The sequence below is a fragment of the Opitutia bacterium genome, assembly GCA_016217545.1.
GTDB lineage: Bacteria > Verrucomicrobiota > Verrucomicrobiia > Opitutales > Opitutaceae > Didemnitutus.
In genome coordinates this window covers 195,099-221,431 of record JACRHT010000017.1, presented here as the reverse complement: position 1 = coordinate 221,431, position 26,333 = coordinate 195,099, and the positions used below count along the sequence as shown (strand labels likewise).

Here is a 26,333-nt window from a genome sequence, read left to right as displayed (position 1 = left end):
GAGTCAAAGTTCGCGGCCTCCGCGGCGCTGCAGCCAGACCGCGGCAACGATCAGGACGGCCTTGATCATCAGCTCGACGTTGCTGTCCACCATGCGGAGGCGCAGGAGATTCGTGAGCAGGCCGAGCAACAAGGCGCCGGTCATCGTGCCGATCACGGTGCCGCGGCCACCGGCGAGCGCGGTGCCGCCGATCACGACGGCGGCGATCGCGTCGAGTTCGTAGGCCACGCCGTCGTTGGGGTTGCCTTGGAAGCTGCGCGCGGCGTGGATCAAGCCCGCGAGCGCCGCCAGCGCTCCGCAGCCGATGTAGGTGGCGAGTCGCACGGCGCGAATCGGCAAACCCGAGTAGAATGCGGCCCGCTCGTTTTCGCCGGTGGCGCGCAAGTAGCGGCCGAACACCGTGCGGGTGAGCACGAGGTGGACGATCACGGCCAGCGCCACCCAGGCGCCGATGACAAAGGGCTTGTGCGAAAACGTGGCCGCGAAACGCGCGGATGCGCTGTCGCCGAAAGCGAAGTCGACGTTCGTGTTGCCCGTGAGCCAGCGCGTGAGCCCGCGCACGCCGATCATCGTGGCGAGCGTCATCACGAACGGCTGTAGCCCGAGTCGCGTGATAACCAGGCCGTTGACCGTCCCGACCGCTGCTCCGGCCGCCAACGCCAAGGCCACGGCCGTGGGGACCGTCCCGCCGCCGCTGAAAGGTTGCCAGCGCACCAGCACCAGGCCGGCCACCGAAGCCGCGCAGGCGAGCACGCTGCCGACCGACAGGTCGATGCCCGAGCCGATGATCACGAGCGTCATCGCGAGCGCGATGATGCCGATCTCCGACTGCTGCAGCAGGACGTCGGAGAGGTTGCCCGCCGAGAGGAAGATGATGTCGCCGGCGCTGTCGCGCGGGCTCAGCAGGATGCCGAGCAGGAAGACAAGCACGAGCCCGGCCAGCGGGCGCGAGTTGCCGAGATGTTTTTTCCAACTGATCTGCATGGGCGGGCTCAAGATCCGGTCGCGAGCTTCATGATCGACTCCTGCGTGGCGGTGGCGGCGTCGACGATTCCCGCCACGCGTCCCTCGCGCATCACGAGAATGCGGTGCGCGTTGGCGAGGAGTTCGGGCAGCTCCGAGCTGACCCAGATGATGGTCATCCCGCGCGCGGCCAGATCGGCCACCAAGGCGGCGAGTTCGTCCTTCGCGCCGATGTCGATCCCGCGGGTCGGATCGTCGAAGAAGCACACCGTGGGCTCGGCGAGGAGCGATTTGCCGATCAGCACCTTTTGCTGATTGCCGCCGCTGAGCGCGCCCACGGGCTGCGCGGCGCTGGCGCATTTCACGCCACAGCGCGCAATCATGTTCGCCGCCGCGGACTGCTCGCGCGCGCCGCTGATCCAACCACGCGTGGCAAAGCGTCGGAGCTGCGCCAGCGTGAGGTTGGCCCTGATCTCCATCTGCAACGCGAGTCCCTCGCGGCGATCCTCCGGCAACCATGCCACTCCGCGGCCGATCGCCTCGCGCACGGAGCGAGGCGCATAGGACTCGCCGCGCAGCACGATCTCGCCGGTTTCCACTCGGCTGATGCCCGCAAGCGCGCGGCCCAGTTCGCTGCGACCTGCGCCCACCAAGCCGGCGACGCCGAGAACTTCACCCGACGCGACGGCGAATGACACATCGCGCAACTTGCGGGTGCCCACTCGGCGCAGCACGAGCGAGTTGGCGGTGGAACGTTGAGGACTCGGCCGCCGCGTCAGGGAAACCGCGCGGCCCACCATGTGCCGGATGACGGAGTCGACGTTCGTCTCGGCGGCGCGCAGGGTGGCGACGTGTTCCCCGTCGCGCATGACAGACACGCGATCGCTGACGCGGAAAATCTCCGCCATCTTGTGCGAAACGTAGACGATCGCGACGCCTTGGCGGCGCAGTTTCGCGATGACGGCGAAGAGACGCTCGACCGCATCGTCGGTCAACGCACTCGTCGGTTCGTCCATGAAGATGACGCGCGCCTCGAAGCTGAGCGCGCGTGCGATGGCGACGAGTTGCGCCTGGGCGAGGGCGATCTCGCCCAGCGGCGTGGCGGGATCGAGGGCGAGGCCGACTTCGCGCAGGTGCGGCTGCACGGCGCGGTGGAGTCGGTCGAAATTCACGACGCCCCGGCCTTCGAGCCGCGGGTTGTCGAGCGCGATGTTCTCCGCGACGGTGAGGCCCGGAAACAGGTCGAGTTCCTGCATGATCATCGCGATCCCGGCCCGGTGCGCGTCGGCCGCGTTGCGCCAGCGGACGGGGCGGCCGTCGAGCCGTAGTTCGCCGGCATCAGGTGTGGTGAGGCCGCAGCAGATGCGCGCCAGCGTGCTCTTGCCCGCGCCGTTCTCGCCGCACAGTGCGTGCACTTCCCCGCGCCGCAGGTCCCACGAGACGCCGCGGAGCGCGCGAATGCCGCCGTAGCTTTTTTCCACGGCCGCGCACGATAGCACGGGCTCGGTCGTGGTGTCGTCTGGCGGCCGCTCAGGCATGACGAAGGGGAAGGGGCGGCCGACGGCTCATGCCACCAGCGTTTGGAGAAGAATTTTCCGGTTCAAGGGGCGCGGGCCGGAAAAAAATCCAATAGAGAAAAAATCTGCGGCTGAGACGCGCCGACGGCGGACGGCCCCGGGCCGGAGACGTAGCTCCCGTGCTCGGCGGACTACGGCGTGCGCTGCGCGGTCGGTGGCAGCATGGCGGACAGGCCCGCTTCAAGCGTGCCCGCCGGGGTGAAACCGGCGCGGCTCAGTTTCGAGATGTCCGCTCGCGAGTGGCGGACATCGCCGGGGCGTGCGGGTGCGTGATGGATCTCCGAGCGCGAAGCGGCGAGGGCGACGATGCGGTGGGCGAGCGCGCGAATCGTGACCTGATGGCCGTAACCGGTGTTGAACACCCCGCGGAGGCCAGGAGTGGTGGCCGCGAAGACGAGCGCCGCCACGATGTCGTTCACAAAAACGAAGTCGCGCGTTTGTTCACCGTCGCCGTGGATCGTGAGCGGCCGGTTTGTCAGCGCTTGTCGGAAAAAGATCGGCACGGCGGCGGCGTAGGCGCCGTTCGGATCCTGTCGCGGGCCGAAGACGTTGAAGAAACGCAGTGCGGCGGTATCGAGGCCCCGCGTTTCGGCGTAGAGCTGGCAGTAGTATTCGCCCACGAGCTTGGTGACGGCGTAGGGGCTGCGCGGCGCAGGGGCCATGGTCTCGTGCTTCGGCACCGCGGGATCGTCGCCGTAGACGGCGGCGGAGCTGGCGAGCACGACTTTGCGGACCTTGGCGGCGGCCGCGGCGTCGAGGACGTTGATGAGGCCGTTGACGTTCAGGTCGGTGCACTCGGCCGGGCGAGCGACCGACTCGGGCACACTGACCAACGCCGCAAGGTGAAACACGTAGTCGACTCCGCGCATCAGTCGGCCGACGAGATCACGGTCGAGAATGGATCCCTCGACGAGATCGACCTGGAGTCCGCGCAGATTGTCGCGCCGGCCGGTTCGGAAATTGTCGAGGGCGGAGACCTCCGCGCGCTTTTGAAAATACTCGACCACATGACTGCCGATGAATCCCGCGCCGCCAGTGACGAGAATTTTCATGGGGCGGAATGGCGACGAACGATGGCTTCCATCTCGTCGCGCTGCGCTTCCATGCTCGCGAGGAGCGCGAATTGATTGCGCGCGCGGTCCAGGTTGTGAGCGGGGTGGGCCGTCTTGAAGTAGACGTCACCCTCGAGATAGTCGGTGAGAAAGCGCATCCCGATCTCGAAGGTGATGAGCTGCGCGGCGCGTGCGAGGTGGGCGATTTCTGCCGGCGTGAGCACGCTGCGGGTGGCGGCGAGATAGCCTGCGACGAGGGCGTCAAAGATCGGAAGCTGCGCGCGCACCTTGTCCGCGCAGGGATCGTCCTCTGCCGCGGCATTCGTGGCCGAGCGCGCCATGTCACCGAAGTCGTAGAGCGACAGGCCCGGCATCACGGTGTCGAGGTCGATCACGCAGACGGCGCGGCCGGTGGCGTCGTCGACCATGATATTGTTCGCCTTGGTGTCGTTGTGCGTGATGCGCTCGGGCGCGTCACCGCGCGCGTGCAAATCGAGCAGCAGTTCCGAGAGGGATTCGTGCCGGCGGGCGAACTCGATCTCGGGACGCGCGGAAGAGACGCGTGCGCGGCAATCGCTCCGGACCGCGTCCTCGAAGGCGCGGAAACGGCGCCGGGTGTCGTGAAACTGCGGAATGGTCTCGTGTAGACGCGGGCCGGGAAGGTCGGCGAGGAGACGCTGGAACTCTCCGAAAGCGCGCGCAATCTCGTAGGCGAGTTGGGGCGAGGTCACGCGGTCGTGCGTCGATGCGCCCTCGATGAAAACATAGGCCCGCCAGCAGTCTCCATCGGCGGTGCGGTGAAAGTTCTCCCTGCGGTGGGTGCGGACGAGCGTCAGAGCCTGCTGCGATGGCGGCCTGATGGTGGATTGATCGAGCTTGGCCGCGACGTGAGCCGAAACGCGCGAAATGTTGTCCATCAGACGGGGCACGTCCCGGAAAATGCGGGCGTTGATGCGCTGCAGAATATAGCGGACCCGGGTTCCGTTGTGATCGCAGTCGACAGCAAACGTCGCGTTGATGTGCCCGCTGCCATGTGGAGCGCCCGTGACGTAGTTACCGCGGAGCGGAAAGGCCTCGCAGATCGCGGCGAGATCCGGAAGAGGCGGGTTCACTCTCGGCCCTCCTTGTTCGGCGAGTGAATGCCGTGAACGAGTTGCCGACAGACAGCGTTGGGCCGTGCGAGGCGACCGTGCCATCGGCTCATGCCGGGGATGAGAGCGCGCGGAAAGAAAAACCATGGGACGATCAAACAAAGCATGTCGTGAGGCACGCCCCTTCGGGAAAAAGGGAAGAGGGCACTCGAGACCGTGTCGTGAGGCCCGCGCAGGAGAGAACGGGCGAATCTTGATTTGGCCCTGACGTTCTGTGAGCGCGCCTTGCCACCGAGGTGCATTGTCGCCGTCAGCGATGGAGACGTGCTCGAGGTCGCAGCTCAGCGAAGCGAGGCGTGCATGGCATCGCACTCGCCGAGCCCTTGGTCGGCGAGGTGCCGGAAACGCGGAGCCGCCGCGCGCGGTGTTTCGGTGGCGACGCTACATCGGCGCTTAGGGTGCGCTCGGTGCGCGACGATCGATGATCAACCGCCGGCGGATGCGTGGCGACCGCGCGGACTATGCCCGTAGCGCAGGCGATACGCGCGACCGAGGCTGTTCGGACTCGTGAATCCGCTGGCGAGCGCGACGTCCTCCACGCTGAGTGACGTGGCCGAGAGCATCGCGCGCGCGTGCTCCAGCCGCAATCGCCGCAGCATGGCGCCCGGCGGCTCGCCGTAGCGGCGATGGAACTGCCGGATAAAATGCTCGCGACTGATCCCGCACCGGTCCGCTACGATCTTCAAATTCACCGGCGCGCGAAAGTGATTCTGTAGGAAATGATGACCGTGCTCGATCGGATCGGTGGTGTGAGTCTCCCGCACCTGCTCGCGGTAGAGTGCGGTCAGCAGCCGGTAGACGAGTTCGGATTCGTGGAACTGGTCATCGAAGGTGCGTTCGCAAAACCGCGTGAACAGTTCGCGAAACAGCAATTCGGCCGGCGACCTCAGTGGCATCGCCACCACCGAGTCGAAATCAGCGCGCAGTTGTTGGAACAGCGGGGCGAGCGACGCGGCCGGAGAAAACGCAATGAAGCGGTGCCGGTAAGGCGCGGTCGCATTCTCCGGGAAACCGTAGCTCGTGTGCTCGCGGTGGTGGAAAAGCATCGCGTGACCCGGCGACACCGCGCGTTCTCCTCGCTGGTCTTTGAAGAACGCGGCGCCTTCCAAGGTATACTGGACGATGAGATAATTCTCCCCGCCGCGGCGGCTGTTGTCCCAGTGATACGCTGGCGAGGTGTGCACCTCTTCGGCGGCGCACATCATTTTTCCGAACGTCTCGAACGCCATGCGTCCGTAATTCGCGGGTCCGGTCGACGGAAGCAAGACTTTGCTGGATTGCGCCTCCTCACGAGCCAGCAAGACGGACGAATCACATTTTCGCCGCATCGAATCAGCGTTTTGATCACTGGGGCGAACCTTCGGGCAGCCGGAGTAGAGACACGTGCGTTCCCGTGTCGGGGAGCCGCGCGAATTCTTCAGAAAGATGAACGAACTGAAAGTCGGCATAATCGGGTCTGGCGGCCGGGGGCGCGTCCTCGGGGCGGCGGTCCATCGGCCTGAAAGCGGCGCGCGGGTCGTTGCCTGCTGCGATACGAATCCGCACGCGCTCGCCGCGGATCGACGCCACTACGGCTCCGCGATCATGACCACACGCGATTACCGTGAGCTCCTCGCGGAGCACGTAGACGCTGTGATCATCTCGACGCCGGATTTTCTGCACGAGGAACACGCGTGTGCCGCGCTCGCCTCCGGGCGCGCGGTTTTTCTCGAGAAGCCGATGGCGCTCACGATCGACGGATGCGATCGCCTGCTGGCGCAGGCGGCGAGGAGCGGAGCGCGGCTCTACGTGGGCCACAACATGCGACACATGCTTTTTGTCCGCAAAATGAAGGAACTCATCGATCAGGGTGCGATCGGCGAGGTGAAGGCATGTTGGGTTCGCCATTTTGTGGGGCACGGCGGTGACTATTATTTTCGCGATTGGCACGCGGAGCGGCGTTACGCGGAGGGACTGTTGCTCCAGAAGGCAGCGCACGACATCGACGTCGTTCATTGGCTGTGCGGCGGCTACACGCGTCGGGTGAGTGCGATGGGGGCGCTGACCGTTTATGGCGACGTGAAGGAACGTCTGCCTGCGCTCAACGGTCCGCGTCGCCTCGCGCCGCCGCAGGTGCGTCTGGACCGATGGCCCCCGGCAACTCAGCGCGATCTCAATCATCGGATTGATGTGGAGGATCTGAGCCAGGTGCTGATGCAGCTCGATAACGGCGTGCTGGCGAACTACGCGCAGTGTCACTACACGCCGGATTACTGGCGCAGTTACGTCGTGATCGGCACGGAGGGCCGGCTCGAAAATTTTGGCGACGGTGGCGCTGGCACGGTGGTTCGCGTCTGGAATCAGCGGAAATCCGGCTACGATCCCCGCGGAGATCTCATCTATCGAATTCCCGCGCGGCGCGGCGCGCACGGCGGCGCGGACGAGGCCATCATGACGGAGTTCATCCGCTACGCGCGCGAAGGCGGCGTCACGGCCACGTCACCGCTCGCCGCGCGCGAGAGTGTGGCGACGGGCGTGACCGCGACGCGTTCCCTGCGCGCCGACGGCGTGCCGCTGGCGGTGCCGGTGGTGCCGCGACAGCTGGCGAAAATCTTCGCGCGACCGCGCCGCTAATGGAGCGAAGGCGTGGCGCAGTCGCTCGCCAGCATCCGCGCCGCTGGCGGAAGCGCGCCGTGCCGGAGCGCACTTCAATACTACAGTAAACCGACTACCTCATTTGCGGTAGAATTTCGATTTCACTTGAGGACATGCGCGGACGAAAACCGCGCGGCATAGAGGCTTGCGTCGAACTTTCCCAATGATCCCCCGGTTCTGAGCAAAGTTCTCCCGTTCTAGAACGACCGATCCTACAGCTTCAGAATTTCGCGCAGCTCAATGGCAAAGCGGTAACGTGCGTTGCCTTGTGTGTGGCTGCGCGAAAGTGCCTGGCCGGCGGAGCCTCCGGGCTCCGCCGGTTTCAGCGGCCTGCATGGCTGGCGTAAGCTCGTGACCTACGACCCCGCGAACCTTCCTGCGTTCGCATGAATGGTAAATTCTACTGTGTGGATGAGGTAGCCGCAGGCGCGCGGGTATGATGCGCGTCGAGTGCCGCGGGTGCGCATGGTCCCGCGCGAGCGATGCTTCGCACCGCCCGCCCGGCTTCGTTTCGGACGGAATCCGGTGTTCGGGTTTCCGTGAGGCGTTCGCCGCTAAGCCCGGTGCGATGTGTCTCACGTCCCAGTCGATTCACGGCGAACAAGGCGCGGTGCGCGATGAACTACACTTTTGCGATCTGCTCTCACGAGACGCTCTTGCGGCAAGCGTTAGTGGGCTGTTTAGAGCGCGATGCCCGCGCCCGATGCGTCGCGGAGTTTTCACCGAGCATGGGTCTGGATCGAATCCCGGTGGGCACGGATTTGTTGCTGCTAGATGTCGATGGTCCCGAAGAAATATTCCTGCGCAAATTGCAGGTGATCGTTGGCGCCCGTCATATCCGGCGTGTGCTGTTGCTGACGGGAACGACGGGGGGCTATGCCGCTCACTTGGTTTGGATGAACAATTGGCACGGCCTGGTGCACAAGTCCGATGCGATCTCGGCGGTGCGTGAGTCGATCGAACGAGTTCTAAAGGGCGGCATTTCGCTGAGTCCAAACGCGGGAGTTTACGAGAGAATAGATTTCTCCCGTGTGCTCTCCGAACGGGAAGTCGAGCTGTTGCGCGAAATGGCGCGTCATGAGGATATGAAGCTCGTCGCACACCGTGTAGGCCTAACCGCGGCGACCGTGCGAACTCACCGAAGAAACATCTTCCGCAAATTGAATCTTCGAACCCAGGCGAGCCTGGTGCGATTCGCACTGCGCTCCGGCCTTCTGTCGCTCCATGCGTTCATCGCGCGTGAGTGATTGGGTTTGGCGCGGAACCCATCGCCGGCGGTCCGCTTCGCGTCCCGACGGCGTCTGTGATGTATGCGTATGGCTACACGAGTTCCTCTCCAAGGAGACGCCGAATTGCGCGTCCTTTCCCACGTTCGCGGCTGCTGGAATCCCCGCAACCGCTGCTTGATCGAATTCGGTCTCCGCACCGGATTCCGCGCTTCTGAAATCTCCGCCCTGCGCATCGCCGATGTGTGGGATGGCACTGACGTCCGCGCATCAGTTACGCTCGCTCGCCGCTTCCTGAAGAACGGTCGCGGTGTTCGTCGTGCCGCGGTGCGTTCCCGCACCGTCCCCTTGAGTGAGGGAACGCGCGGCGTGGTGCGCGATTACCTCAATCACCGAGTCGCGCGCGAAGGTAATCTCGACGTCGATTCGCCGCTCTTCAAGAGCACGCAACGACCGGATCGCGGGATCGGGCGGTGGATGATCAATGTGCTCGTAAAGCGCGCGTGCGCGCAAGCGGGACTGCCCCAGCACGGACGTTGGGGCAGCCACACGCTGCGCAAAAGTTTCGCGCACCACGTTTACCGGGCGAGCGGGCATGACATCAATCTCACGCGCGCGGCGCTGGCGCACCGTGACATCGCCACGACGCAGCGCTACCTGACGGTCTCCGAGGAGGAGCTGCAGGCGACAATTCGCCGCATCGGCTGATCGACATCGAACGCGCGCACGCCGGGAAACGCACTTCGCTGTCCTGCGCCTCCGCTCCGAAAACCGCACCCGTTTCTCGGCTATCGTGTGCGCTTTCGCTCGGGAGGGACGAAGCGCACCCCATTTCCGCTACCCATCAGTGGCTGGACCCAAGACCGCGACCATATCGCGGCTTTGCCAGCCGGGTTCGGCTGCGCGGAGCTGCTACGGAAGCGGCACGCGATCCGGACGGCACGTCGTTCAGTAAAGGGCGAGGTGCCGTTCGGGTCGCCGTTCAGTCGAGGGAAGCAATTTGCCATCCCCATGAAATGCAAACACGCCAATGATCCACCACGCCAACGCCCGTCGGTCGTCACCCAGACGCAGGGAAAAGCGCATGAGCCGCAGTCGAAGCACCGCACGACAATCATTCTCGAGATCACGCTTCTTGCGCTCAAGGTCGTGCAAACGATCGTAGGTATCGCCCATCACAAGACCGGTGAATGACCGTTCAAGACGCCTCCCTGACTGGGAGGCGTTTTTTAAGAGAAAGTAGAATACGGTGACTCGCGGCGCGGCCCCCCGGCGGATACCATCGACGCGTGCGTGCGGCGACCTCGTCGACTTTTGAAAGCGTGCCTTTTCAGCTCGTTTTTCCGAAAGAATCCATCAGCACTTGAGTCGTCAATTTTGGCAACTAATCTCCTTTGCTGGAATGGTTTCCCAAATTAAACCGCTCTGGGCGCGGTTCTTATTAGGAAATCACCGATTGATTTTTCTGCATTTGTTGCGATTGTTTCGTTGGTTTCGATTAATGCATCTAAATTCACCTGCTCCTATGAGTGCCATTGCCGCCCGAATTTACGAACCCGTCCTGCCGGACGAAAATGATCGCGAATTGGCGAAACAATCCAGCCGTTCGCTCGTCAGCCATTTGCGCAATCTTTCCGAGGCCCGCCTCAGCGTCGTGGAAAAGGGCGAAACGGTCGAAAATGTCGTTCTCCCAAAATCCGCGCTCAAACTGCTCGTCGATCTGCTGGCTGAAATGGCCCGCGGCAATGCCGTCACGCTGATTCCGGTCCATGCCGAATTAACTACGCAGCAAGCGGCCGATCTGCTCCAGGTCTCCCGGCCTTTTCTCATCGGGCTCCTCGATCAAAAGCAGATTCCCTTCCGCAAAGTCGGCACGCATCGCCGCGTGCTGTTCAAGGATCTCATGGCCTACAAACAAACGGTCGACGCGCAGCGCGCCGACGTGCTCGACGAACTGGCCAAGCAGGCGCAGGAACTCAAGCTCGGCTACTGAGCGGGTGCGGTCATGGCCTTCACCGCGCTCTACGACGCCTGCGTCCTTTATCCTGCGCCGCTGCGCGACCTCCTGCTCCAACTGGCGTTGACCGATCGTTTCCGCGCGAAGTGGACCGCCGCGATTCACGACGAGTGGATGCGCAACGTGCTCAAACAGCGGCCGGACTTGACCGCCGCACAGCTCCAGCGCACGCGCGAACTGATGGACTCGCACGTGCGCGACTGCCTCGTCGACGGCTACGAACCGCTGATCGCCGGTCTGACGCTGCCCGATCCCGACGACCGCCACGTCCTCGCCGCCGCCATCCACGCCCGCGCCGACGTGATCGTCACCTACAACCTGAACGATTTTCCCGCCGCCGTGCTCAAGCCCTACGGCCTCGAAGCGCAGCACCCCGACGAGTTCATCTACCACCTCACCGACCTCGCCCCGGAAGCCGTCACGCTCTCCGCCCAGCGTTGCCGCGCCCGCCTCAAAAATCCGCCGAAGAACACCGAGGAGTATTTGGGTATTCTCGCGGGCCAACAGTTGCCGCAGACGGTCGCCTTCCTCCGCCAGATGGACGGCTTGATTTGAACATGTCTGACGACGCGGAGCGGTGGTCCGAGATGATCATGGACTGCGCCACGCTCTGTGTGGCTCCGGTTTGGGCCAGTCTGAGTGCCTCGGCGCCATCGGTTTCGGTCGATCACAACGGCACGGGAACGTTCATTGATACCGGAGCGCGGAAGATTCTCGTCACCGCGCATCATGTCCTCGCGAAGGTGAGGGAAGTGCAGGCGAACCACCCGGAAGCGGGTTTGGCCGTGAACCTCGCGAGCGGCATCACGCCATTTTATCCCGATTTCGACGTGCTCGCCGAAGATGCCGAAGCCGACTTGGCCGTCCTCGATTTTCCCTTTCTGTCGCGATGGCCCGGTCATGCCAAACGCTATTTCCCCATCCGGACCTGGCCCATTCCACCGCCGCAGCGCGGCGATCCGGTAACGCTCGTGGGTTTTCCCGGCGCGGCCCGGCGGACGTTCGAAGCCTCCGGCAGTTTCTCTCCGGTGGGAGTCGGCATGCTCGTGTCCAATAATCCCCAGCGGCATGTCGCCCTGGTCAACGAGTCTGGCAACCTGACCACGATCGAGAATGGGGTGGCCCGTCCGGGCGGGATCGAACCGGGTGGGTTGAGCGGCGCGGCCGGATTCTTTTTTCGCGACGACCGATTTCATCTCGCCGGTTTCGTGTATGAAGGCAGTCCTGACATGCTGTTGCTGACGCCGGCGACGCGTTTGCAGCCTGACGGTTCGCTCTACCCGTCGTAATCCGAGGCGACACCGCTAGATCTTTTCGATGTAGGCCGCGACGGAGGGATAGTCGCGTTGCGTCACCAGCGGCAGTTCGATCGCGAGCACAGCCAGGCGGAGATTCAAAAAATCCCAATACTCCCGACCATGCGCGAAGCTCGACAAACCGACGCAGCGGTAGACCGCAGAGTCGGGGAGGGGCACCGATTTGCTTTTCGGGATGTAGGTGGTCCATTGCGGTGAACCGCGCGAATACGCCACGCGCAGCTTCGGGTTCTGCTTGGCGCCTTCGAAATCGAACTCGCGCACCGAACCCGCGCCCAGGCGGAGTTCCTTCTTGGAGTATTTCTCCTCGAACATCACCACGGCACAGACGCGATCGCTCAGGTCCACGATACGGTTGAGACAGGCTTCCAGCGAGACATCGAAGTCCTCCCGTAAGCGGAGCACGAGTGAACCGTCGATCGGACGGACGCTCATCCGCTCGCTAAAATCGTCCCACGGCATGAGCAACTCGGCCGCCCCGATGTTGCACAGCCGCTCGAATTCCGCGTGCACCGGATCGAACGCGGTCTTCCCTCCGCGGTGGCGGGTATATTCGTAACAATCGGGAAAGAATGTGTGGGCGAGCTCGTGACAAATCGAGAACCGGATGCGCTGACGCGGAGTCAGTGGGTTGTATTCGAGCTGCAACTCACCCTGGCCGTCGGGAAAGATGCGCGCGTCCGCCCGGATGTCGTCGTCCGCCGGACGCACTTGGACGCCCATGAAGCTCGCCAATTCCTCCGGCTCGTAGGGCGGCCCATGCCACAGGCAGGCTTTGGCCTCCTCCACCTTGGCTCGCGCCAGCCGGCGTATCAATGCGACCGGGTCGTCCACCTGATAGTGGGCGAGTAATTGGAGCACCGACTTATGGCGCCAAACACGCAGCGGCAGAGCCGCCGGAGAATCATCTTTCGGAAGCATTGCGTTTGGCCCGTTGGCCAAACGAAAACTCAATGCTACGGTAGAGCCAAGCCCAGTCTTCTTTGGTTTTCGCGCCCGCGCCCGCGCGGTGCTGCAGCACGTAGAGCGCCTGCAGAGTGTCCTCATTCAGGGTTTCGCCCTGGTCCTGGGCTTCGCGAATGTAAGCTTCCAATCCCGGTTCCAAGGATTCCGGCACGAGGCGCCGCGCTTTGACCGGCGCTTTGTCCAGCAGCAGCGCGATGGTCACGCCGAGGGCCTTGGCAATCTTGTTGAGCGTCTCGAGCGAGGGATTGGCGTCCTCGCTCGTTTCGATCTGGTAGAGCAAACCCTTGGAGAGATTGGCCTTCTCCGCCAGTCCCGGCAGAGTAAGTCCCTTCTCGATCCGAAGACTCTTGATGCGATTGCCGACGATGGTGGGCATGCCCGATTAGTGGAATCTTGGTTCTTTTTTGCAAACTAAAAGGCATCCGGGTTTTTTCTGATTGACGGTTTCATAAACAGAACCAAATTGCGAAATATTGCTTTAAATTGAACCTTCCCCATGACCTACACTGAGTCGGATTTGGAACGAATTTTCGCCCGCACCAATGGTTGCTGTCATCTCTGCCACGCGCGGCTGGCTTACGTTAACTATGGTTTGGCTGGTCGCCGGGGCGGTTGGGAAGTGGAGCATTCCGTGCCGCGCGCGAAAGGTGGCAGCGACCACGGCAACAATTTGTTCGCTGCGCACATCACCTGCAATCGTCGCAAGGGGGCGCTGACGTCACGCACCGTGCGCGCATGGTCCGGCAAGACGCGCGCGCCTCATTCGGCGAAAAAATTGCAAAGGCTCCGCCACGAAAATGGAGTGGCTGGGGCGGTGCTGTTGGGTGTGTTCGGGCTGGCCACGGGTCCGATCGGAGCAGCGCTTTGTGCCGGGGCCGGGTATGCAGTCGGACAAGCGGTGAGTCCCAAAAAGTGAGGCAATCATGCCTGCGAACTCGAACAATATGCCCCCTTCGACGCTTACGGATGCAGCACGTCCGTTTCGTGTCTTGGCATTGGACGGTGGAGGAATGCGGGGACTCTATGCTGCGACGGTGCTCGACACGATCGCGCGGCATTTCGCGGTGCAGCGCACCACAGACGGGCTCGATGTCGGCAAAGGGTTCGATCTGATCACGGGCACCAGCACGGGAGGAATTCTGGCGACGGCGTTGGCAGCAGGATTGCCCTTGGCGAAGGTGACTTCACTTTACCGCGAGGACGGTCCCAAGATATTCACGGACCCCACGCCGTCGGGTTGGGCGCGAGTAGCGTGGATGATTCGGAATCTTTGGAAGCCGGCGAATACCAACCAGCACCTTCGCGCGACATTGGAGGCGTTCTTCGGGTCGGAGACACTTGCCGCCCTTTATAAACGTCGTGGCGTTCGGCTGTGCATCCCCACCGTGAAGGCGGGTGAGCAAGTGGCCAAAGTCTTCAAAACCCCGCACCTCGCTCGCTTGACTCGTGACGGTGCTTATCGCCTGACCGAGGTATGCTTGGCGACCAGCGCCGCGCCCATTTACCTGCCGTTGGTAGATTTGCCTGAACCCGGACGGCGCGATCACAGTTTTACCTACGCGGACGGAGGCTTGTGGGCCAACAATCCCGTTCTGGTCGGATTAGTGGAGGCGCTCGAAATCGTCGGCACGACCGGCCGCGCAATCGAAGTGCTGTCGGTGGGCACATGTCCGGCCCCCGAGGGGGACGTTATCATGCCGGGCAACGAAAGCATGGGCCTCTACCAGTGGCAGGCGGGAATCAAAATCGCTTCGCTCTCTCTCAACGCTCAAGCATCCGGACATGCTTTCATCGCCAAATTGCTGGCGGACCGCTTGACGGCCTTGGGCCAGCCCGTGCGCATTTGTCGCCTCGATTCTGCACCTCGCTCGGCGGCGCAGATGCAGCACATGACTCTCGACGGAGCCGGGCCTGAGTCTTTGCGAGCGCTTGCCCAAGCGGGAATTCAGGACGGCGAGGCCGCTATTCGGCGCTGCGATGGCGGCAGCACGACGCTGGACGCCGACGGGCAGATGCTCGCGTCAATCTTTTCCGACTTACCTGTCATCCAAGGATAAAATCATGAACTACATCGATTGTTCCGACGACATCCGCAGCTATCACGACGACGACGTGAAGCTTTCTGAAGAGACGCGCAAGAAATTGCGCGGCCACCGCAATGCCAACCGCGACCGCCTAAAAGAAAATCTGAAGGAGAAAAAGAAACCGGCACCGCTGCGCTTCCAAAAGCAGGGCTCGTATGCGATGCGGACAACAATCCAGCATCCGGCGAATGACTACGACATCGACGACGGTGTTGTTTTCGCTAAGGCGGATTTTAAGGGGGAACGCGGCGCCGAAATGTCCGCGCTAGACGCCCGCAAGATGGTCGGCAAGGCACTCGAAGACGACCGGTTCAGCAAACAGCCGGAGGTGCTGAAGAACTGTGTGCGGGTGTATTACAACGAGGGCTATTACGTCGATGTGCCCGTTTACCGCGAGTCCGGCGCAGAAGGTGCGGAGGTGCGGGAAATCGCCTCCGCCGATTGGCGGGAGTCGGACCCTGCGGCGATCAACGACTGGTTCGAGAAACGTGTCGCCGCGCGGAAATCGTCCGACGATGACGCTGATACCCAGCTTCGGCGGCTGGTGCGGCTGCTGAAGCGTTACGCCACGAGCCGGGAAAGCTGGAACCTTCCGAGCGGTTTCATCCTCACGATCCTCACAGACGAATCCTACTCCTATTTCGACCAGCGGGAGGACCGCGCGTTCTATAATCTCATCGTCGCGATTCGGAGTCGCCTGCGCACCAACCTTGTCGTCCGGAATCCCGTGCAAGACGAGATTCTGACCAAAGAGGATCCCGATCCGAAAATGGTCGCCCTCCGCGATCGGCTTGGCGAAGCGATCACCACCCTGGAGGTGCTCAACGACCCGAAGGTCACGCGTCGAGAAGCGCTGAAAGCGTGGGCGAAAGTTTTCAACACCGATCATTTCGACGACGAGATCGAGGGGGACGACGGTGACACAGAGGCAATGTCGGTTGTTGTCGGCGCCTCGACACCCGCCGCGGCGGTGCACAAGGAGGGAGGAGGTCGTTTTGGCTGAGCCGAACACAAAGCTCACTCGCCTAAAGGAAGAGGCGTTGGCGGCAGTGACCTATTTCATGGCGAGCCGTCTTGGCACCGTGAAACTGGACGGTGGCGCCCTCGGTCGTGGAGAAGTTGCGGGCTGGCGCACTACACTTTCCGTTGCGGGCACCTCCGTGCCCGTGCGGATCGCTTTGGACGTGGAATTTCCCTTCTCCGCACCCCGCTTCTACCTCGAGGGCGGGCCGTTTTTTTTGCGCTATCCGCATGTCGATGAAGGGGAGAAGCTTTGTCTCAATCCGAGCACCACGACGTATTCACCGGCTCGCCCCGTGGATGTGCTTACTGCCACGATTGCTGATGCGGAACAACTGCTGGCCGACAGCATGGCAGGACGAAATCGAGACGACTTCGCGCGTGAATTCCAAAACTATTGGATTGAATACCGGAAAAACGAAGAGGGGCCTGTTTGGAGCCTCCTTCGTCGATTCGACCAGACCCGCATCGTCTACTACTGGGCGGGAACGGAATTTCAGGTTGTTGGAGAGTCGCCGGAGGAGGTGTCAACCTGGCTGGACCGCGCGTTTCCGAACGGGCAGGAGCGCAAGCGCACGATTCACGAAACTATTTACGTGGCGCTGCCGCGGCCGCTAATGCCGGAAGATTATCCGCGCACGAATGCGGACTTTCGGCGCTTGGCAACGGCCGCCGAACCGGAATGCGATGAATTGCTCACTAAAATCGCGCCACAAGAAAGCCGTAGCCTCTACATTGTTTTCGGTTTTGCCGGCGCGGGCGGCCCCGTGCTCGCTGGGCTGCGCTTAACCGATCCGGTGGCGCCCTCGGCCTCGAACTGGACAAAGACACGTCCGACCAAAGCGCATGGGTTTCGGGCGGGCCATATCCCTCCGGCCCAACTGTTGTCGCGGTATTATAGTAATGCGCGCGCGGTGCCGTTGGCAGTGCAACGCGTGGATTCGCCGTGGCTGCTTCAGCGGGGAAGTGCCGGCTTCGATGCCGTCCTCGCCGGTAAATCGGTCGGCGTTGTGGGCTGTGGTTCGCTCGGGGCGGAAATTGCACTGCAATTGGCCAAGAGCGGTGTCGGTCGACTCTGGTTGGTGGATAATCAGGCGTTCTCTTGGGATAACGTCGGACGGCACGTTTTGCCTGGTCGCTATGCTGGGCTCGCGAAAGATCAGGCCTTGAAACGATTCTTGGAGGAGCAAATGCCCAGTCTCGCCATCGAAACCGGCGGCGGCTGGAACGCACAAAAAGTGCTCCGGGAAAGGCGCGCTTTCGCGGAGTTGGATTTGATTGTGTCGACCACGGGCGATTGGGGGACGGAAAGCTATTTGAACGCGGTGGCACGCACGGCCCGCATTTTCCCCTCAATCGTTTTCGGCTGGACTGAACCGTATGGTTTGGCGGGTCACGCTTTGGCTGTGCGCGCGAGCGGTGGCTGTCTCGCCTGCGGATGCACCGAGACCGGTCTATTTGCGCGTCGTGTCACCGCATGGCCGGCCGGCCGCTCACTGATGGTTCAGGCGACGGGTTGCGGAGATCTTTTTCAGCCCTACGGGACCATCGATGTGGCGCCGATCCGCGCTATGATCGCAGAAACGTGCCTCAAAGCACTGCGCCAGGAAATCGCCACTTCTACGCTGTGGAGCTGGATGGGCGATCGCTCGCGTCTGAAGGCTTTGGGCGGTGCGCTTACACCGGAATGGGAGAGACGAGTGACGGCAGACTGGTGTCGGTCTGAATCCGAGTGGCCGGTCGCGAAAGGATGCCCGTTGTGCCGAACATGAGCGACGATTTGGCTATTTATTTCGCGCGCGAAGTGGCGTGGGAACTTTGTATTGAGCCCGCAGTGCTGCGGCATTTCGCGAAAAACCGGCAAATCGGTGCCGCAGATCCCGAGGTCGGCGGACAACTATTCGCAGTCTTTGAGAAGTATCGCGTGCGCGTGGTCCATGCGACCGGACCACGTAAGGCGGATCATCGCCACCGGTATGCGTTCGTTCCCAACCGTCGGTCAGAAAACCGCGAGATCAAAACCGGCTTCGGCACGGGTCTCCATTTCATTGGAGATTGGCATACCCATCCGGAGGTCGCGCCAAAGCCTTCCCGTGTCGATCTCGCGAGCATGAAGGACTGCTTCAAAAAATCCCAACACAGTCTAACGCATTTCGTGATGGTTATCGTCGGCCAACAGGAAGGGCCGAGTGATTTATGGGTCAGCTTGCATGACGCGAAGCGATGCATTCGCATGCAACTTCGACGCTCGTTACCCCTCGATACGAATGAAGTTTTGGTGCCACGGAGCGGCGTAGCTTCATCTCCGTTTGCGCGGCTCAAAAGGGCGCTCCGTTTTGGAGCAACGCCCCTCACCGATGGAGATACGCACTCTCCGCTCAGAGCATGAACGTTTGGAAACTCAATCCCTCTGACCTGTATATCTTCGACGGCGACGACGTCGTGCGTGGCCTCATGCGGCAGCTCGGTGTAACGAACCTCTTCGCTCGCGCGAAGGAGTTCGACGCGCTCCACGCCTTCGTCGCGTTTGATAATCATCCCACCCACTGGATCATCTTGCATCTCTGGCAGGGCGTGCCCGCGTATTCTCCGAATCACGCCGTGCATCAGCTCGTGCGCCACGCCGATCCCAATGGCCTGTTGTTCGAAGCCGCCCCCAAATCGTCGACGAGCCGCGCTGCGATGGAAGAACGGCTGATTTCCGAGGCGCTCAAGATGGGCGCGAAGACGCCATTCGTTTTCCAACAACTGCCGCACGGATCGGCGTCGTAGTGCACATCGCCTCACTCTGACTATGCGCTTCCCCCATTACCTCCGCGATCGTTTCGATCACCCCTACCGCCTCGACTTCGACCGTAGTCGCGAATGCTGGACCATTCGCGTCTGGGACGGCCAACTTCCGGCCGCCTACCTCTACGCCTGGCACGTGCGCGGCCAACTGCTGCGCATCCAAGACTTCAAAGTTGCCGACGATCTCGTGGTCCCGGAACCACCGCTCCGCCATTTGCTCCGCCAGCTCTTGCGCCTGCGTCCGCGCACGCTTTCCTACCGCCGCCGCGGGCTCGGCACCGCACTGCTCGCGACCGTGGTCGCCTACGCCGACGCGGAACGGATTCCCTGCCTCGAAGGCGACATCGTGGAACGCGACCGCGCGCAATTCCCCGGCTTGCCGGAGTGGTATCAGGCGCGCGGCTTCACCCTCCGCCGCGACGCCCAGGGCCTGCATTTCCATCGGACCCTCGCCATGCCCTCCACTCTCAGCGCCTAAACTTTATGAGCGACAATCCTCATCTCCGCGGTCGCCAAGACCACCAGTCCGTCTCCCGCCAGACTCACGAGGTCGGCTATGTCATCCGTCAACTCACCCAATGCCACCCCGATGTCCCGCGCGACCAAGTGGTGAAGTCCATCTTCGCCGCCCGCGATGCCATTGCGCCTTCTGAAGGCCGCAGTCGCCTCCTGGCCGACGCCGAACGCCGCATCGAAAACTCAAGTAACCATGTATTCCTACGCCATCGGCACTATTCTCATCCGCCCCAAGGGACCGCTGACTCACGTGGGCGTGGTCACCGAATCCGGCACCGTCTTCCACAATACGCCGGAGCGGGGCGAACACGAATCGAGCTTGGAAGAGTTTGCTGCCGGCGGGCCCGTCACGGTGCGCAGCCGCGTCACCGATCTGCCCGCCTTCCTGCACCGCCTCCGCCAGCGTCGCTTCAACCTGCGCCCCTACGACGCCTTCTCGAACAATTGCGAGCACACTGTGACCGCCCTTGCTGGTGAGGAGCCGTCGAGTCCGCAGCTCCAAGGGTGGGGACTGTTGGCGGGAATGGCAGTATTCGCGGCCGTTCTGACGCGATAATAAATACTACACATTCCGCGCCATGTTCGCGAAACCGCATGAACAATCCTATTCGGATTGCGCGGCAGTGCATCCTGCACCTCACTACTTCCGCGCGTTGCGGGGGCCAACGTGCGCGCACTTCCTCTCTCAAGCGAGAGTTTAATTTTATGCCTCCGCAACTGATTCGTAGTTCTCTTTACAACGCGCGCGTGCTCCTGGCCGTGCTCTTGGTGGCCGGGCTATCCGGTCCGTCTTTCGCCAAAGCGACGGCGGGATCGGACGACATCGGCAGCATCCGCGTGAAGAGTGGCGCCCGCCTCGGCGATCTGCCCCCGATCGCGATTGCGCTCGAGGACGTGGAACTCTCCGAAGCGATCTACCAAACGGCGGTCCAATCGGAGATTCCCATTTTCTTCACCTCCGACGCGCCCGTGTGGAAAGAGCACGTGAGCTTTCATGGACAAATCCGGCCCCAGGAGTTTCTGGCCAAAATCGCGGCGGAGCATGGTCTCATGCTGCGCCGAACCGAACAGGGCGACCTGCTCAACGTTCTCGACGCGGAAGACCCTCGTCTGCGGGAGATGAAGTTCTACGAGTTGAAAGGCGTTCTCCTGCTCAGCGCGATGCGGTTCGACGCTGCGGCGAAGGATCGTTTTGAAGGAGAAATTAAGGGCGTCCTCGTCGGGAAGGCGGACGGCCCGCGTCAGCCGCGGCCGCGCGTCTGGTATAGCGCCTTTATCAACTGCCTGGAGGTCGAAGCGACGGCCGAGCAGCACGCCCGGCTGGCGGAGTATCTTGCGCGCGTGGACCGGCCGGCCCATCGCATCGCGGTTGTGCCCTGCGACGCCAATGGCCGACAGCTCGGCTTTTTGCTTCTCACCGAAAACGCCGAGACGAGCTATAGCGAACGCGTCGGCATCGCAGGGAACGAGCAAGGCGCGCTTTACACCCAATTTCGCGTGCGGCCCACCGTCGTGGAGCAAGAAGGAAGAACCGCGATTCGTTTCGCTGGCTGGACTGCGGTGCGCACCACGCTCGCCGCTCGGCAGCCGTTCGACGTGACCGTCTACCAAGAGGACAAGTTCACGATCTACGATCAGGAACACCGGCCATATTACTTCCGGGTGAAATTAGCTGACTAGATCGCGGAAACCGCCTCCCCCGTCTGGCTATCGCGAGGCTAGGCGCTCGGAAACCGCGGGATATTCTTCCGCGCGCAACGGTTTCACCACGAAGAAACCCTGCGAGCGTTTGAAGCCCATCCGGTGCGGAAACAGGCGCATCGCCTCGGACGGATCGACTGATTCCAAGCGCATGGTGTCCAGCGTCGCGCGCGGGATGCCCACCGACAGAATCGGTTGGGGCCGCGCGTGCCCCGTCGCCGCATCGAGCAACGTGGCTTCCACCTGCACGACCACTCGGGCCAACGGCAAAAACGTCAGCAGTTCGCGGGCGGCACGCAGCGCGCACCCACACACGTAATCTTGATACAGCTCGTTGCGCTTGCCCGCAGGAATCGTTTTCACCGTCAGCTTGCCACGACTCGTAAGACTCTTCGCCTCCTGCGGCACCACCCGGTCGCTGTCGACCAACAACCGCACGAAAGCCGTCGCCCGATCCGGAAACTGAATTTCCGCGATGCCGCCCATGTCGATCAGCTCCGCCAACGGATCCATTTCGTCGACGGCCTTCCGGTAAGCCGCGGTGTCTCCGCGCAGCACCGCTTGCGCCACGGCAGTCGGTCCCTGCCACGCCTCATAGTGCTGTCGATATAACTTCACCGCGCTTTGGTAGGCCGCCTCGTCTCCGGCTTTCGCCTCGCGAATCTTATCCTCTAGTTTGGCCCGCGCTTTGGCTTCCCCGCCGAACCAGCGGTGCCAGAAGCGCGGTTGGAATTCATCGCGCTCTTGCACGGCAGAGTCTTCGCGGGTTGATTTCCGCGTCGGCTCAACCGGCGGCGGCTTAGCCGCCAGCTCCTGCCAATCGATCGCTTCACCCACGCGATGGTGAATGTTCGCCAAGCCCTGCATCTGTTCTTCGTATTCTTCCACCTCGGCGCGGGCGCATTCGAGTTCGTCGAGCTTGGCCCGGAGTTTGGCCGCACGCACCGCCGCCCGGTGCCGACGTTCCGCATCGCGCTGGGCGCGGCGTGACGCCGCGGCAACCTCGCGGAAAAAACCGTTCAGCGTCATGGCGAATCGGATTGGTTAAAGTCAGCTTTTGAACGCGACCGGGGCCGCGTCGCCGATCATCGCGACCGCGTGATAGGCGCAATAGCCCGCCGCGGCACGCGCATTCGTGAGATCGGTGGTCACGACATTCGTCATGCCTGCCGTCGTTTGATCGCTGCTCCATTGGCATTTCCAAGCCGTCGTGACGTCTGGAATTTTGCCCCAGTTCGCTTCTTTGAGCTTGGCGTAGAATTTCTGTCGATTCTCTTCCGAGACCCCTTTTTCGAGGTCGAGCGTCATCATGATATGTTTGGGCATCACTGTTCCGGCGAGGGCCGTCTCCGTAGGTGATTAGCAAAAAGGCCGTGGACTGCGCACCATGCGCAATCCTCGGCCCGAATTGATTTCACCACACATCCAGATGGTCGCAAGCCGGAACGAAAGACCGTCGCCGACCGATTCTTTCTATTCATCGCGCACCACGTCGTGCGATCGGAGGCGCGCTGCCGCGGTGAAGAAATTGGCTCGTCAGAGTGATCGCCTCCGTCTACTCGATGACTCGGGCCACCGCATCGTTCGCCGCGATGCGCTGGCCCTTTTTTCATTCCCGCTCTCGGCCCACCACGAGGAATCTCATGCACCCCAAAGTTACAGCGCTCTTGCGCCGGCTATTGCCCTTGGTCTCCACCGCACCCGCGGTCGCGGCCCAAGCGGAGCCCGTCGATGTTCCCGCACCGTCTTCTCCCGCAGACAACCCCGCCGTCCAATCGCACACCCCCACGGTGAAGAAACTGGTCTATGGCTTGGCCCGCGCCGGACACAAACTGCTCGCCACGCACCGTTCGCACTCTTCGCACCGTTCCCATTCTTCGCATTACTCGGGCTCCAGCGGCGGAAGCTCGGGCAGCAGCTATCCCTCCACCACACCGGCGCCGACGCGACCCGCCAAAACCGAAAAACCGCCGGCGCCCGCCAAAGCGAAAGGGGAAGAATCCGCCCCCGTCGCTCCCGATCTCGCCCGCGTCCTCGCCAAGCTCCCCAAAGTTCGCTCGCAATGGCCGGCGGAAGCGCGCCTCACCAAAGTGACGCAATTCACGCTGAAGGACGGCGACAAAGACGTGGGCGTCATCCGCCTCGAAGAAGGCACGCGGGTGAAGATCGTCGCGATCAAACGCGAACACGCCGTCGTCCGCATCGGTGCCACCGAATCCACCATCCCCTTCCCCAACACCGACGTCATCGAGCGCATGGGAGGAGCGGAAAAAATCCTCGCGCTGCCCGACGAACCGGAAACGGAGAAAAAGGAGTCCACGCCATGACGCCCGTCGTGTTCACCGTCGATCTCCAGGTGCACACGATGGAGTCGATCTGCCGCACGGCGTATCGGTTTTCCGGCCGTGCCTTTATTCGGCTCCGTAAAACGGAAGCCGGTCTCAAAGTCGGCCTCGAACCCAAGCTCAGCACGGAAGACGCTTCGGTCCTCGCGAAGGAATTCGAGAACGACCTGCTCGACCAACGCCTCCGGTCGATCGTCGCCGCGGAAACTTCCGGCATCCGCGACCTGATCCTGGCGCACGCGCTCTCGCAATCGGTCCTCGTGCGTCCCGAGTGGGAAAATCCGCGTGAACCCGCCCGCTCCTAGTCTCGCGGCGAGTTTCCGCGACCAGGACCATTACGCAAGTGGGGTCGGCTACGACCTGCTCCCGTTCCGTTTTCTGAAGCTGGACGACAAACGAACTGTCGTGACCAACGCCGGCGGCGATTACCGCGTTGTGCCGCGCGAGATGATCGCCCCGCTCGTTACTAAGCAACTCGAGCCTTCGGCTCCGCTCCTCGACGACCTCGAACCCGCGCACGTGATTACCCGCGGCGCCAAGGACGCGCACCTCGAACTCCTCGCCGCCCAACTCCGCACGAAACACTCGCGGCTTCCGGACCTCGCCACGCTCCACCTCTTCGTGGTCACGCTCCGCTGCGATCACACCTGCGGCTACTGCCAAGTTTCGCGCGTTTCGGAAAACCGCACCGCCTTCGACATGTCCCCGGAGACCGCGGATCGCGCGGTGGACCTGATGCTCCAATCTCCGTCCTCCCAATTGAAAGTGGAATTTCAGGGCGGGGAATCGCTGCTCAATTTTCCGCTCATCCGCCACATCGTCCAACACGTCGAAGCGCGGAAAGAGGGGAGAGACATCGCTTACGTCGTCGCCACGAATCTTTCTCCGCTCACCGACGAGATGCTCGCGTTCTTTCGCGCGCATTCGATCACCATCTCCACCTCGCTCGATGGCCCAGCCGCGCTGCACAACCGCAACCGCCCGCGACCCGGCCACGATGCTTACGAACGCACCGTGGCCGGAATTCAGCGCTGCCGCGCCGCGCTAGGCGAGGGGAGCGTCTCCGCCCTGATGACCTGCACCGCCGAAAGTCTCGCCCAACCCGAGGCGATCATCGACGACTACGTCCGGCTCGGTTTCCGCGAAATCTTTCTCCGCCACATCAGCCCCTACGGCTTCGCCGTCAAATCCGCCGCCAAGCTCGGCTACGAGACGGATCGTTTCCTCGCGTTCTACCAACGCGGCCTCCGTCACATCCTGAATCTCAACCGCCAGGGCATTCCGTTCCGCGAAGTCTACGCCTCGATTCTCCTCCGCCGGATGCTGACCGCCTTTCCCACCGCCTACGTCGATCTGCAATCGCCGATGGGCGCCGCCCTCGGGGCCCTCGTCTACAATTACGACGGCGACGTCTACGCCTCCGACGAGGGCCGCATGCTCGCGGAGATGAACGATCACACTTTCCGCTTGGGCAATGTCCACCGCAGCACCTGGTCATCCCTTTTCACGGATACCGCCATCCTCGACCTCGCCTACCGCACGATGAGCGAAGGCCTCCCCGGCTGCAGCGACTGCGCCTTCCAACCGTGGTGCGGCACCGACCCCGTCTTCCACCACGCCACGCAAGGCGATCCGATCGGCCATCGGCCCACGAGCGCCTTCTGCCGGCGGAATATGGGGATCATGCGGCACCTCCTCCAGTTGTTGGAAGATTCACCGGCGGACGCGAAGATCCTCCGCTCTTGGGCGACATGAAACTGTCCGGCCCCGCTTCATTTCCCTTCGTCGGCGAGCCACGCTTGCTGCGCCTCGAGCGGGCCTGCGACTCCGGTTTCGAGGCCATCGATCTCGCGCACCCTACGGAAACGTGCCCGGTCGGGTTCACCGCGGCACCCCACGCCGTGGTGCTCTCCTCCGATTTCGATTACCTCCAAGTCGGCGACATCCTCCGCGCCAATCCGGCCGCCCGCGAGGTCCGCACTCTCTACCGGCGGCACTCCCGCCACAACGTCCTCTTCTTCACCGAGCGCTGCAACAGCCGCTGCCTGATGTGTTCGCAACCGCCCCGCGCCGTGCAGGACGATCATCTCGTCGCGGAAATCCTTCAAATGATTCCGTGGCTCGATCGTAGCACGCTCGAACTCGGCATCACTGGCGGCGAACCGACGCTCCTCGGCGATCGCCTCCTCGACGTTCTCCGCGCCTTGCGCACGCACCTCCCCGACACCGCGGTGCACATGCTCTCGAACGGCCGGCAATTTCGCTTCGCGCCCTTCGCCCAACAAGTCGCCGCCGCCCAACCCAAGGACTTCATGATCGGCGTCCCGCTTTACGCCGACACGGCCGCGCAACACGATTACGTCGTCCAAGCCCGCGGCGCTTTCGAAGAAACTATCTTCGGCCTCCTCAACCTCGCTCGCGTCGGCGTCCGCATCGAACTGCGCTGCGTGCTGCACCGCGCCACCTATCAACGCCTGCCCCAGTTCGCCCGCTTCGTGGCCCGCAATCTCCCCTTCGTCGACCAAGTCTCCTTCATGGGGCTCGAACTGATGGGTTTCGCCCGCTCGAACCTCGACGCCCTTTGGATCGATCCCGCCGACTACCAAGCCGAACTGGAACAAGCGGTCGAAGCGCTCGATACGGCCGCAATCCCCGTGCAACTCTTCAACCTGCCGCTCTGCGTGCTGCGCCCGAATCTGGTCCGCTTCGCTCGGCGGGCGATTTCTGACTGGAAGAACATCTATCTTCCGGCCTGCACGGAATGCGCCGCGCGCGATCGGTGCGGCGGCTTCTTCGCCTCCTCCACGTTGCGTCACTCTGCGCACCTTCGGCCATTTTCAGCTCCGATTGCTACCTTCGCCGCATCCCAGTGAATGAATTCAACTGCTATCGCTTCCCTAACGGGACCAATTGGTGATGACCGCGGCTTCCGCGCCATTCAAAGCGTAGACCTGCTATTCCCCTAGGAACGTCCA

At 62.7% G+C, this 26,333-nt stretch carries 29 protein-coding genes; 20 read left to right on the top strand and 9 right to left on the bottom strand.

The genetic code is table 11. The annotated features are described in order from the left end of the window. Positions 1-3: 3 nt before the first annotated feature. The 5 genes from HZA32_16950 to HZA32_16930 form a co-directional block, all read right to left on the bottom strand. Complete coding sequence (locus HZA32_16950; protein ID MBI5425766.1) at positions 4-984, bottom strand: ABC transporter permease; 981 nt, start codon at positions 982-984, stop codon at positions 4-6. A gap of 8 nt (positions 985-992) precedes the next feature. Next, on the bottom strand, positions 993-2,501 hold the full coding sequence (locus tag HZA32_16945; protein MBI5425765.1) for a sugar ABC transporter ATP-binding protein: 1,509 nt from the start codon (positions 2,499-2,501) through the stop codon (positions 993-995). Positions 2,502-2,671: 170 nt separating this feature from the next. Next, positions 2,672-3,592, bottom strand: a complete 921-nt coding sequence (locus HZA32_16940) for an NAD-dependent epimerase/dehydratase family protein (GenBank protein MBI5425764.1) — start codon at positions 3,590-3,592, stop codon at positions 2,672-2,674. Continuing rightward, positions 3,589-4,788: an aminoglycoside phosphotransferase family protein gene (locus tag HZA32_16935; protein ID MBI5425763.1), complete on the bottom strand. Its 1,200-nt coding sequence runs from the start codon at positions 4,786-4,788 to the stop codon at positions 3,589-3,591. Before HZA32_16935 ends, HZA32_16940 begins: the two co-directional genes overlap by 4 nt. A 380-nt stretch (positions 4,789-5,168) precedes the next feature. Beyond that, complete coding sequence (locus tag HZA32_16930) at positions 5,169-5,972, bottom strand: helix-turn-helix domain-containing protein (protein MBI5425762.1); 804 nt, start codon at positions 5,970-5,972, stop codon at positions 5,169-5,171. Between the two features lie 196 nt (positions 5,973-6,168). On the opposite strand from HZA32_16930, the gene HZA32_16925 reads away from it, so the two are divergent. The 7 genes from HZA32_16925 (at position 6,169) to HZA32_16895 (ending at position 11,909) form a co-directional block, all read left to right on the top strand. Continuing rightward, the gene (locus HZA32_16925; GenBank protein MBI5425761.1) at positions 6,169-7,356 is read left to right on the top strand and encodes a Gfo/Idh/MocA family oxidoreductase; all 1,188 of its coding nucleotides are present in this window, start codon (positions 6,169-6,171) and stop codon (positions 7,354-7,356) included. A gap of 638 nt (positions 7,357-7,994) precedes the next feature. After that, positions 7,995-8,624 (top strand): response regulator transcription factor, encoded by a 630-nt coding sequence (locus tag HZA32_16920; GenBank protein ID MBI5425760.1) that lies wholly within the window; start codon positions 7,995-7,997, stop codon positions 8,622-8,624. A 105-nt stretch (positions 8,625-8,729) separates the two neighbouring features. After that, entirely contained in the window at positions 8,730-9,311 is a 582-nt protein-coding gene (locus HZA32_16915) for a tyrosine-type recombinase/integrase (protein MBI5425759.1), read from the top strand. Between the two features lie 303 nt (positions 9,312-9,614). Further along, positions 9,615-9,797, top strand: coding sequence for a hypothetical protein (locus HZA32_16910; GenBank protein ID MBI5425758.1), 183 nt, complete (start codon positions 9,615-9,617; stop codon positions 9,795-9,797). 331 nt (positions 9,798-10,128) lie between these two features. Further along, complete coding sequence (locus tag HZA32_16905; GenBank protein ID MBI5425757.1) at positions 10,129-10,596, top strand: helix-turn-helix domain-containing protein; 468 nt, start codon at positions 10,129-10,131, stop codon at positions 10,594-10,596. A gap of 12 nt (positions 10,597-10,608) precedes the next feature. Continuing rightward, complete coding sequence (locus HZA32_16900) at positions 10,609-11,175, top strand: PIN domain-containing protein (protein MBI5425756.1); 567 nt, start codon at positions 10,609-10,611, stop codon at positions 11,173-11,175. Between the two features lie 2 nt (positions 11,176-11,177). Further along, complete coding sequence (locus HZA32_16895) at positions 11,178-11,909, top strand: trypsin-like peptidase domain-containing protein (GenBank protein ID MBI5425755.1); 732 nt, start codon at positions 11,178-11,180, stop codon at positions 11,907-11,909. Between the two features lie 15 nt (positions 11,910-11,924). Here HZA32_16895 and HZA32_16890 read toward each other — a convergent pair whose 3' ends face one another. Together HZA32_16890 and HZA32_16885 are read right to left on the bottom strand one after the other, a co-directional pair. Then, a complete protein-coding gene (locus HZA32_16890) occupies positions 11,925-12,797 on the bottom strand; it encodes an ImmA/IrrE family metallo-endopeptidase (GenBank protein MBI5425754.1) in 873 nt (290 codons plus the stop codon). Positions 12,798-12,840: 43 nt separating this feature from the next. Beyond that, positions 12,841-13,278, bottom strand: coding sequence for a helix-turn-helix transcriptional regulator (locus HZA32_16885; GenBank protein MBI5425753.1), 438 nt, complete (start codon positions 13,276-13,278; stop codon positions 12,841-12,843). Positions 13,279-13,398: 120 nt separating this feature from the next. Here HZA32_16885 and HZA32_16880 point away from each other — a divergent pair, with 120 nt between their 5' ends. From HZA32_16880 to HZA32_16840, 9 genes are all read left to right on the top strand, one after another. Further along, positions 13,399-13,818, top strand: a complete 420-nt coding sequence (locus HZA32_16880; protein ID MBI5425752.1) for an HNH endonuclease — start codon at positions 13,399-13,401, stop codon at positions 13,816-13,818. A gap of 7 nt (positions 13,819-13,825) precedes the next feature. Next, complete coding sequence (locus HZA32_16875; GenBank protein ID MBI5425751.1) at positions 13,826-14,959, top strand: patatin-like phospholipase family protein; 1,134 nt, start codon at positions 13,826-13,828, stop codon at positions 14,957-14,959. Positions 14,960-14,963: 4 nt separating this feature from the next. Beyond that, positions 14,964-15,989: a hypothetical protein gene (locus tag HZA32_16870; protein MBI5425750.1), complete on the top strand. Its 1,026-nt coding sequence runs from the start codon at positions 14,964-14,966 to the stop codon at positions 15,987-15,989. A 46-nt stretch (positions 15,990-16,035) separates the two neighbouring features. Continuing rightward, positions 16,036-17,778, top strand: a complete 1,743-nt coding sequence (locus HZA32_16865; GenBank protein MBI5425749.1) for a ThiF family adenylyltransferase — start codon at positions 16,036-16,038, stop codon at positions 17,776-17,778. Next, on the top strand, positions 17,775-18,395 hold the full coding sequence (locus tag HZA32_16860) for a Mov34/MPN/PAD-1 family protein (protein MBI5425748.1): 621 nt from the start codon (positions 17,775-17,777) through the stop codon (positions 18,393-18,395). Before HZA32_16865 ends, HZA32_16860 begins: the two co-directional genes overlap by 4 nt. Next, the gene (locus HZA32_16855) at positions 18,392-18,778 is read left to right on the top strand and encodes a hypothetical protein (protein ID MBI5425747.1); all 387 of its coding nucleotides are present in this window, start codon (positions 18,392-18,394) and stop codon (positions 18,776-18,778) included. Before HZA32_16860 ends, HZA32_16855 begins: the two co-directional genes overlap by 4 nt. 22 nt (positions 18,779-18,800) lie before the next feature. Next, the gene (locus HZA32_16850) at positions 18,801-19,274 is read left to right on the top strand and encodes a hypothetical protein (protein ID MBI5425746.1); all 474 of its coding nucleotides are present in this window, start codon (positions 18,801-18,803) and stop codon (positions 19,272-19,274) included. Between the two features lie 231 nt (positions 19,275-19,505). Continuing rightward, positions 19,506-19,868 carry a hypothetical protein gene (locus tag HZA32_16845; GenBank protein MBI5425745.1) on the top strand — a complete coding sequence of 121 codons (363 nt, stop codon included), beginning with the start codon at positions 19,506-19,508 and terminating at the stop codon, positions 19,866-19,868. A 149-nt stretch (positions 19,869-20,017) separates the two neighbouring features. Further along, a complete protein-coding gene (locus tag HZA32_16840) occupies positions 20,018-20,992 on the top strand; it encodes a hypothetical protein (protein ID MBI5425744.1) in 975 nt (324 codons plus the stop codon). A gap of 27 nt (positions 20,993-21,019) precedes the next feature. Here the strand turns inward: HZA32_16840 and HZA32_16835 are convergent, their stop codons facing one another. After that, entirely contained in the window at positions 21,020-22,042 is a 1,023-nt protein-coding gene (locus HZA32_16835; GenBank protein MBI5425743.1) for a hypothetical protein, read from the bottom strand. 21 nt (positions 22,043-22,063) lie between these two features. Beyond that, positions 22,064-22,321, bottom strand: coding sequence for a hypothetical protein (locus HZA32_16830; protein MBI5425742.1), 258 nt, complete (start codon positions 22,319-22,321; stop codon positions 22,064-22,066). 335 nt (positions 22,322-22,656) lie between these two features. Here HZA32_16830 and HZA32_16825 point away from each other — a divergent pair, with 335 nt between their 5' ends. Genes HZA32_16825 through hxsC form a run of 4 tightly spaced genes read left to right on the top strand, consistent with a single transcriptional unit; the run spans position 22,657 to position 26,231 of the window. Next, a complete protein-coding gene (locus HZA32_16825; protein MBI5425741.1) occupies positions 22,657-23,340 on the top strand; it encodes a hypothetical protein in 684 nt (227 codons plus the stop codon). After that, complete coding sequence (hxsD, locus tag HZA32_16820; GenBank protein MBI5425740.1) at positions 23,337-23,663, top strand: His-Xaa-Ser system protein HxsD; 327 nt, start codon at positions 23,337-23,339, stop codon at positions 23,661-23,663. The genes HZA32_16825 and hxsD overlap by 4 nt, the downstream gene beginning before the upstream one ends. Positions 23,664-23,718: 55 nt before the next feature. Then, positions 23,719-25,113 (top strand): His-Xaa-Ser system radical SAM maturase HxsB, encoded by a 1,395-nt coding sequence (hxsB, locus tag HZA32_16815; GenBank protein ID MBI5425739.1) that lies wholly within the window; start codon positions 23,719-23,721, stop codon positions 25,111-25,113. Beyond that, positions 25,110-26,231, top strand: coding sequence for a His-Xaa-Ser system radical SAM maturase HxsC (gene hxsC, locus HZA32_16810; protein ID MBI5425738.1), 1,122 nt, complete (start codon positions 25,110-25,112; stop codon positions 26,229-26,231). The genes hxsB and hxsC overlap by 4 nt, the downstream gene beginning before the upstream one ends. Positions 26,232-26,333: the final 102 nt, after the last annotated feature.

Excerpts from the sequence above, each read along its gene's own strand:
- HZA32_16910 (MBI5425758.1), top strand. The coding sequence starts at position 9,615 with ATGAAATGCAAACACGCCAATGATCCACCACGCCAACGCCCGTCGGTC.
- hxsC (MBI5425738.1), top strand. The coding sequence starts at position 25,110 with ATGAAACTGTCCGGCCCCGCTTCATTTCCCTTCGTCGGCGAGCCACGC.
- HZA32_16850 (MBI5425746.1), top strand. The coding sequence starts at position 18,801 with ATGCGCTTCCCCCATTACCTCCGCGATCGTTTCGATCACCCCTACCGC.
- HZA32_16950 (MBI5425766.1), bottom strand. The coding sequence starts at position 984 with ATGCAGATCAGTTGGAAAAAACATCTCGGCAACTCGCGCCCGCTGGCC.
- HZA32_16840 (MBI5425744.1), top strand. The coding sequence starts at position 20,018 with ATGCCTCCGCAACTGATTCGTAGTTCTCTTTACAACGCGCGCGTGCTC.
- HZA32_16940 (MBI5425764.1), bottom strand. The coding sequence starts at position 3,592 with ATGAAAATTCTCGTCACTGGCGGCGCGGGATTCATCGGCAGTCATGTG.
- HZA32_16880 (MBI5425752.1), top strand. The coding sequence starts at position 13,399 with ATGACCTACACTGAGTCGGATTTGGAACGAATTTTCGCCCGCACCAAT.
- HZA32_16855 (MBI5425747.1), top strand. The coding sequence starts at position 18,392 with ATGAACGTTTGGAAACTCAATCCCTCTGACCTGTATATCTTCGACGGC.
- HZA32_16825 (MBI5425741.1), top strand. The coding sequence starts at position 22,657 with ATGCACCCCAAAGTTACAGCGCTCTTGCGCCGGCTATTGCCCTTGGTC.
- HZA32_16905 (MBI5425757.1), top strand. The coding sequence starts at position 10,129 with ATGAGTGCCATTGCCGCCCGAATTTACGAACCCGTCCTGCCGGACGAA.
- HZA32_16900 (MBI5425756.1), top strand. The coding sequence starts at position 10,609 with ATGGCCTTCACCGCGCTCTACGACGCCTGCGTCCTTTATCCTGCGCCG.
- HZA32_16875 (MBI5425751.1), top strand. The coding sequence starts at position 13,826 with ATGCCTGCGAACTCGAACAATATGCCCCCTTCGACGCTTACGGATGCA.
- HZA32_16930 (MBI5425762.1), bottom strand. The coding sequence starts at position 5,972 with ATGGCGTTCGAGACGTTCGGAAAAATGATGTGCGCCGCCGAAGAGGTG.
- HZA32_16925 (MBI5425761.1), top strand. The coding sequence starts at position 6,169 with ATGAACGAACTGAAAGTCGGCATAATCGGGTCTGGCGGCCGGGGGCGC.
- HZA32_16830 (MBI5425742.1), bottom strand. The coding sequence starts at position 22,321 with ATGACGCTCGACCTCGAAAAAGGGGTCTCGGAAGAGAATCGACAGAAA.
- hxsD (MBI5425740.1), top strand. The coding sequence starts at position 23,337 with ATGACGCCCGTCGTGTTCACCGTCGATCTCCAGGTGCACACGATGGAG.
- HZA32_16920 (MBI5425760.1), top strand. The coding sequence starts at position 7,995 with ATGAACTACACTTTTGCGATCTGCTCTCACGAGACGCTCTTGCGGCAA.
- HZA32_16895 (MBI5425755.1), top strand. The coding sequence starts at position 11,178 with ATGTCTGACGACGCGGAGCGGTGGTCCGAGATGATCATGGACTGCGCC.
- HZA32_16860 (MBI5425748.1), top strand. The coding sequence starts at position 17,775 with ATGAGCGACGATTTGGCTATTTATTTCGCGCGCGAAGTGGCGTGGGAA.
- HZA32_16870 (MBI5425750.1), top strand. The coding sequence starts at position 14,964 with ATGAACTACATCGATTGTTCCGACGACATCCGCAGCTATCACGACGAC.
- HZA32_16885 (MBI5425753.1), bottom strand. The coding sequence starts at position 13,278 with ATGCCCACCATCGTCGGCAATCGCATCAAGAGTCTTCGGATCGAGAAG.
- HZA32_16945 (MBI5425765.1), bottom strand. The coding sequence starts at position 2,501 with ATGCCTGAGCGGCCGCCAGACGACACCACGACCGAGCCCGTGCTATCG.
- HZA32_16835 (MBI5425743.1), bottom strand. The coding sequence starts at position 22,042 with ATGACGCTGAACGGTTTTTTCCGCGAGGTTGCCGCGGCGTCACGCCGC.
- HZA32_16935 (MBI5425763.1), bottom strand. The coding sequence starts at position 4,788 with ATGGCACGGTCGCCTCGCACGGCCCAACGCTGTCTGTCGGCAACTCGT.
- HZA32_16845 (MBI5425745.1), top strand. The coding sequence starts at position 19,506 with ATGTATTCCTACGCCATCGGCACTATTCTCATCCGCCCCAAGGGACCG.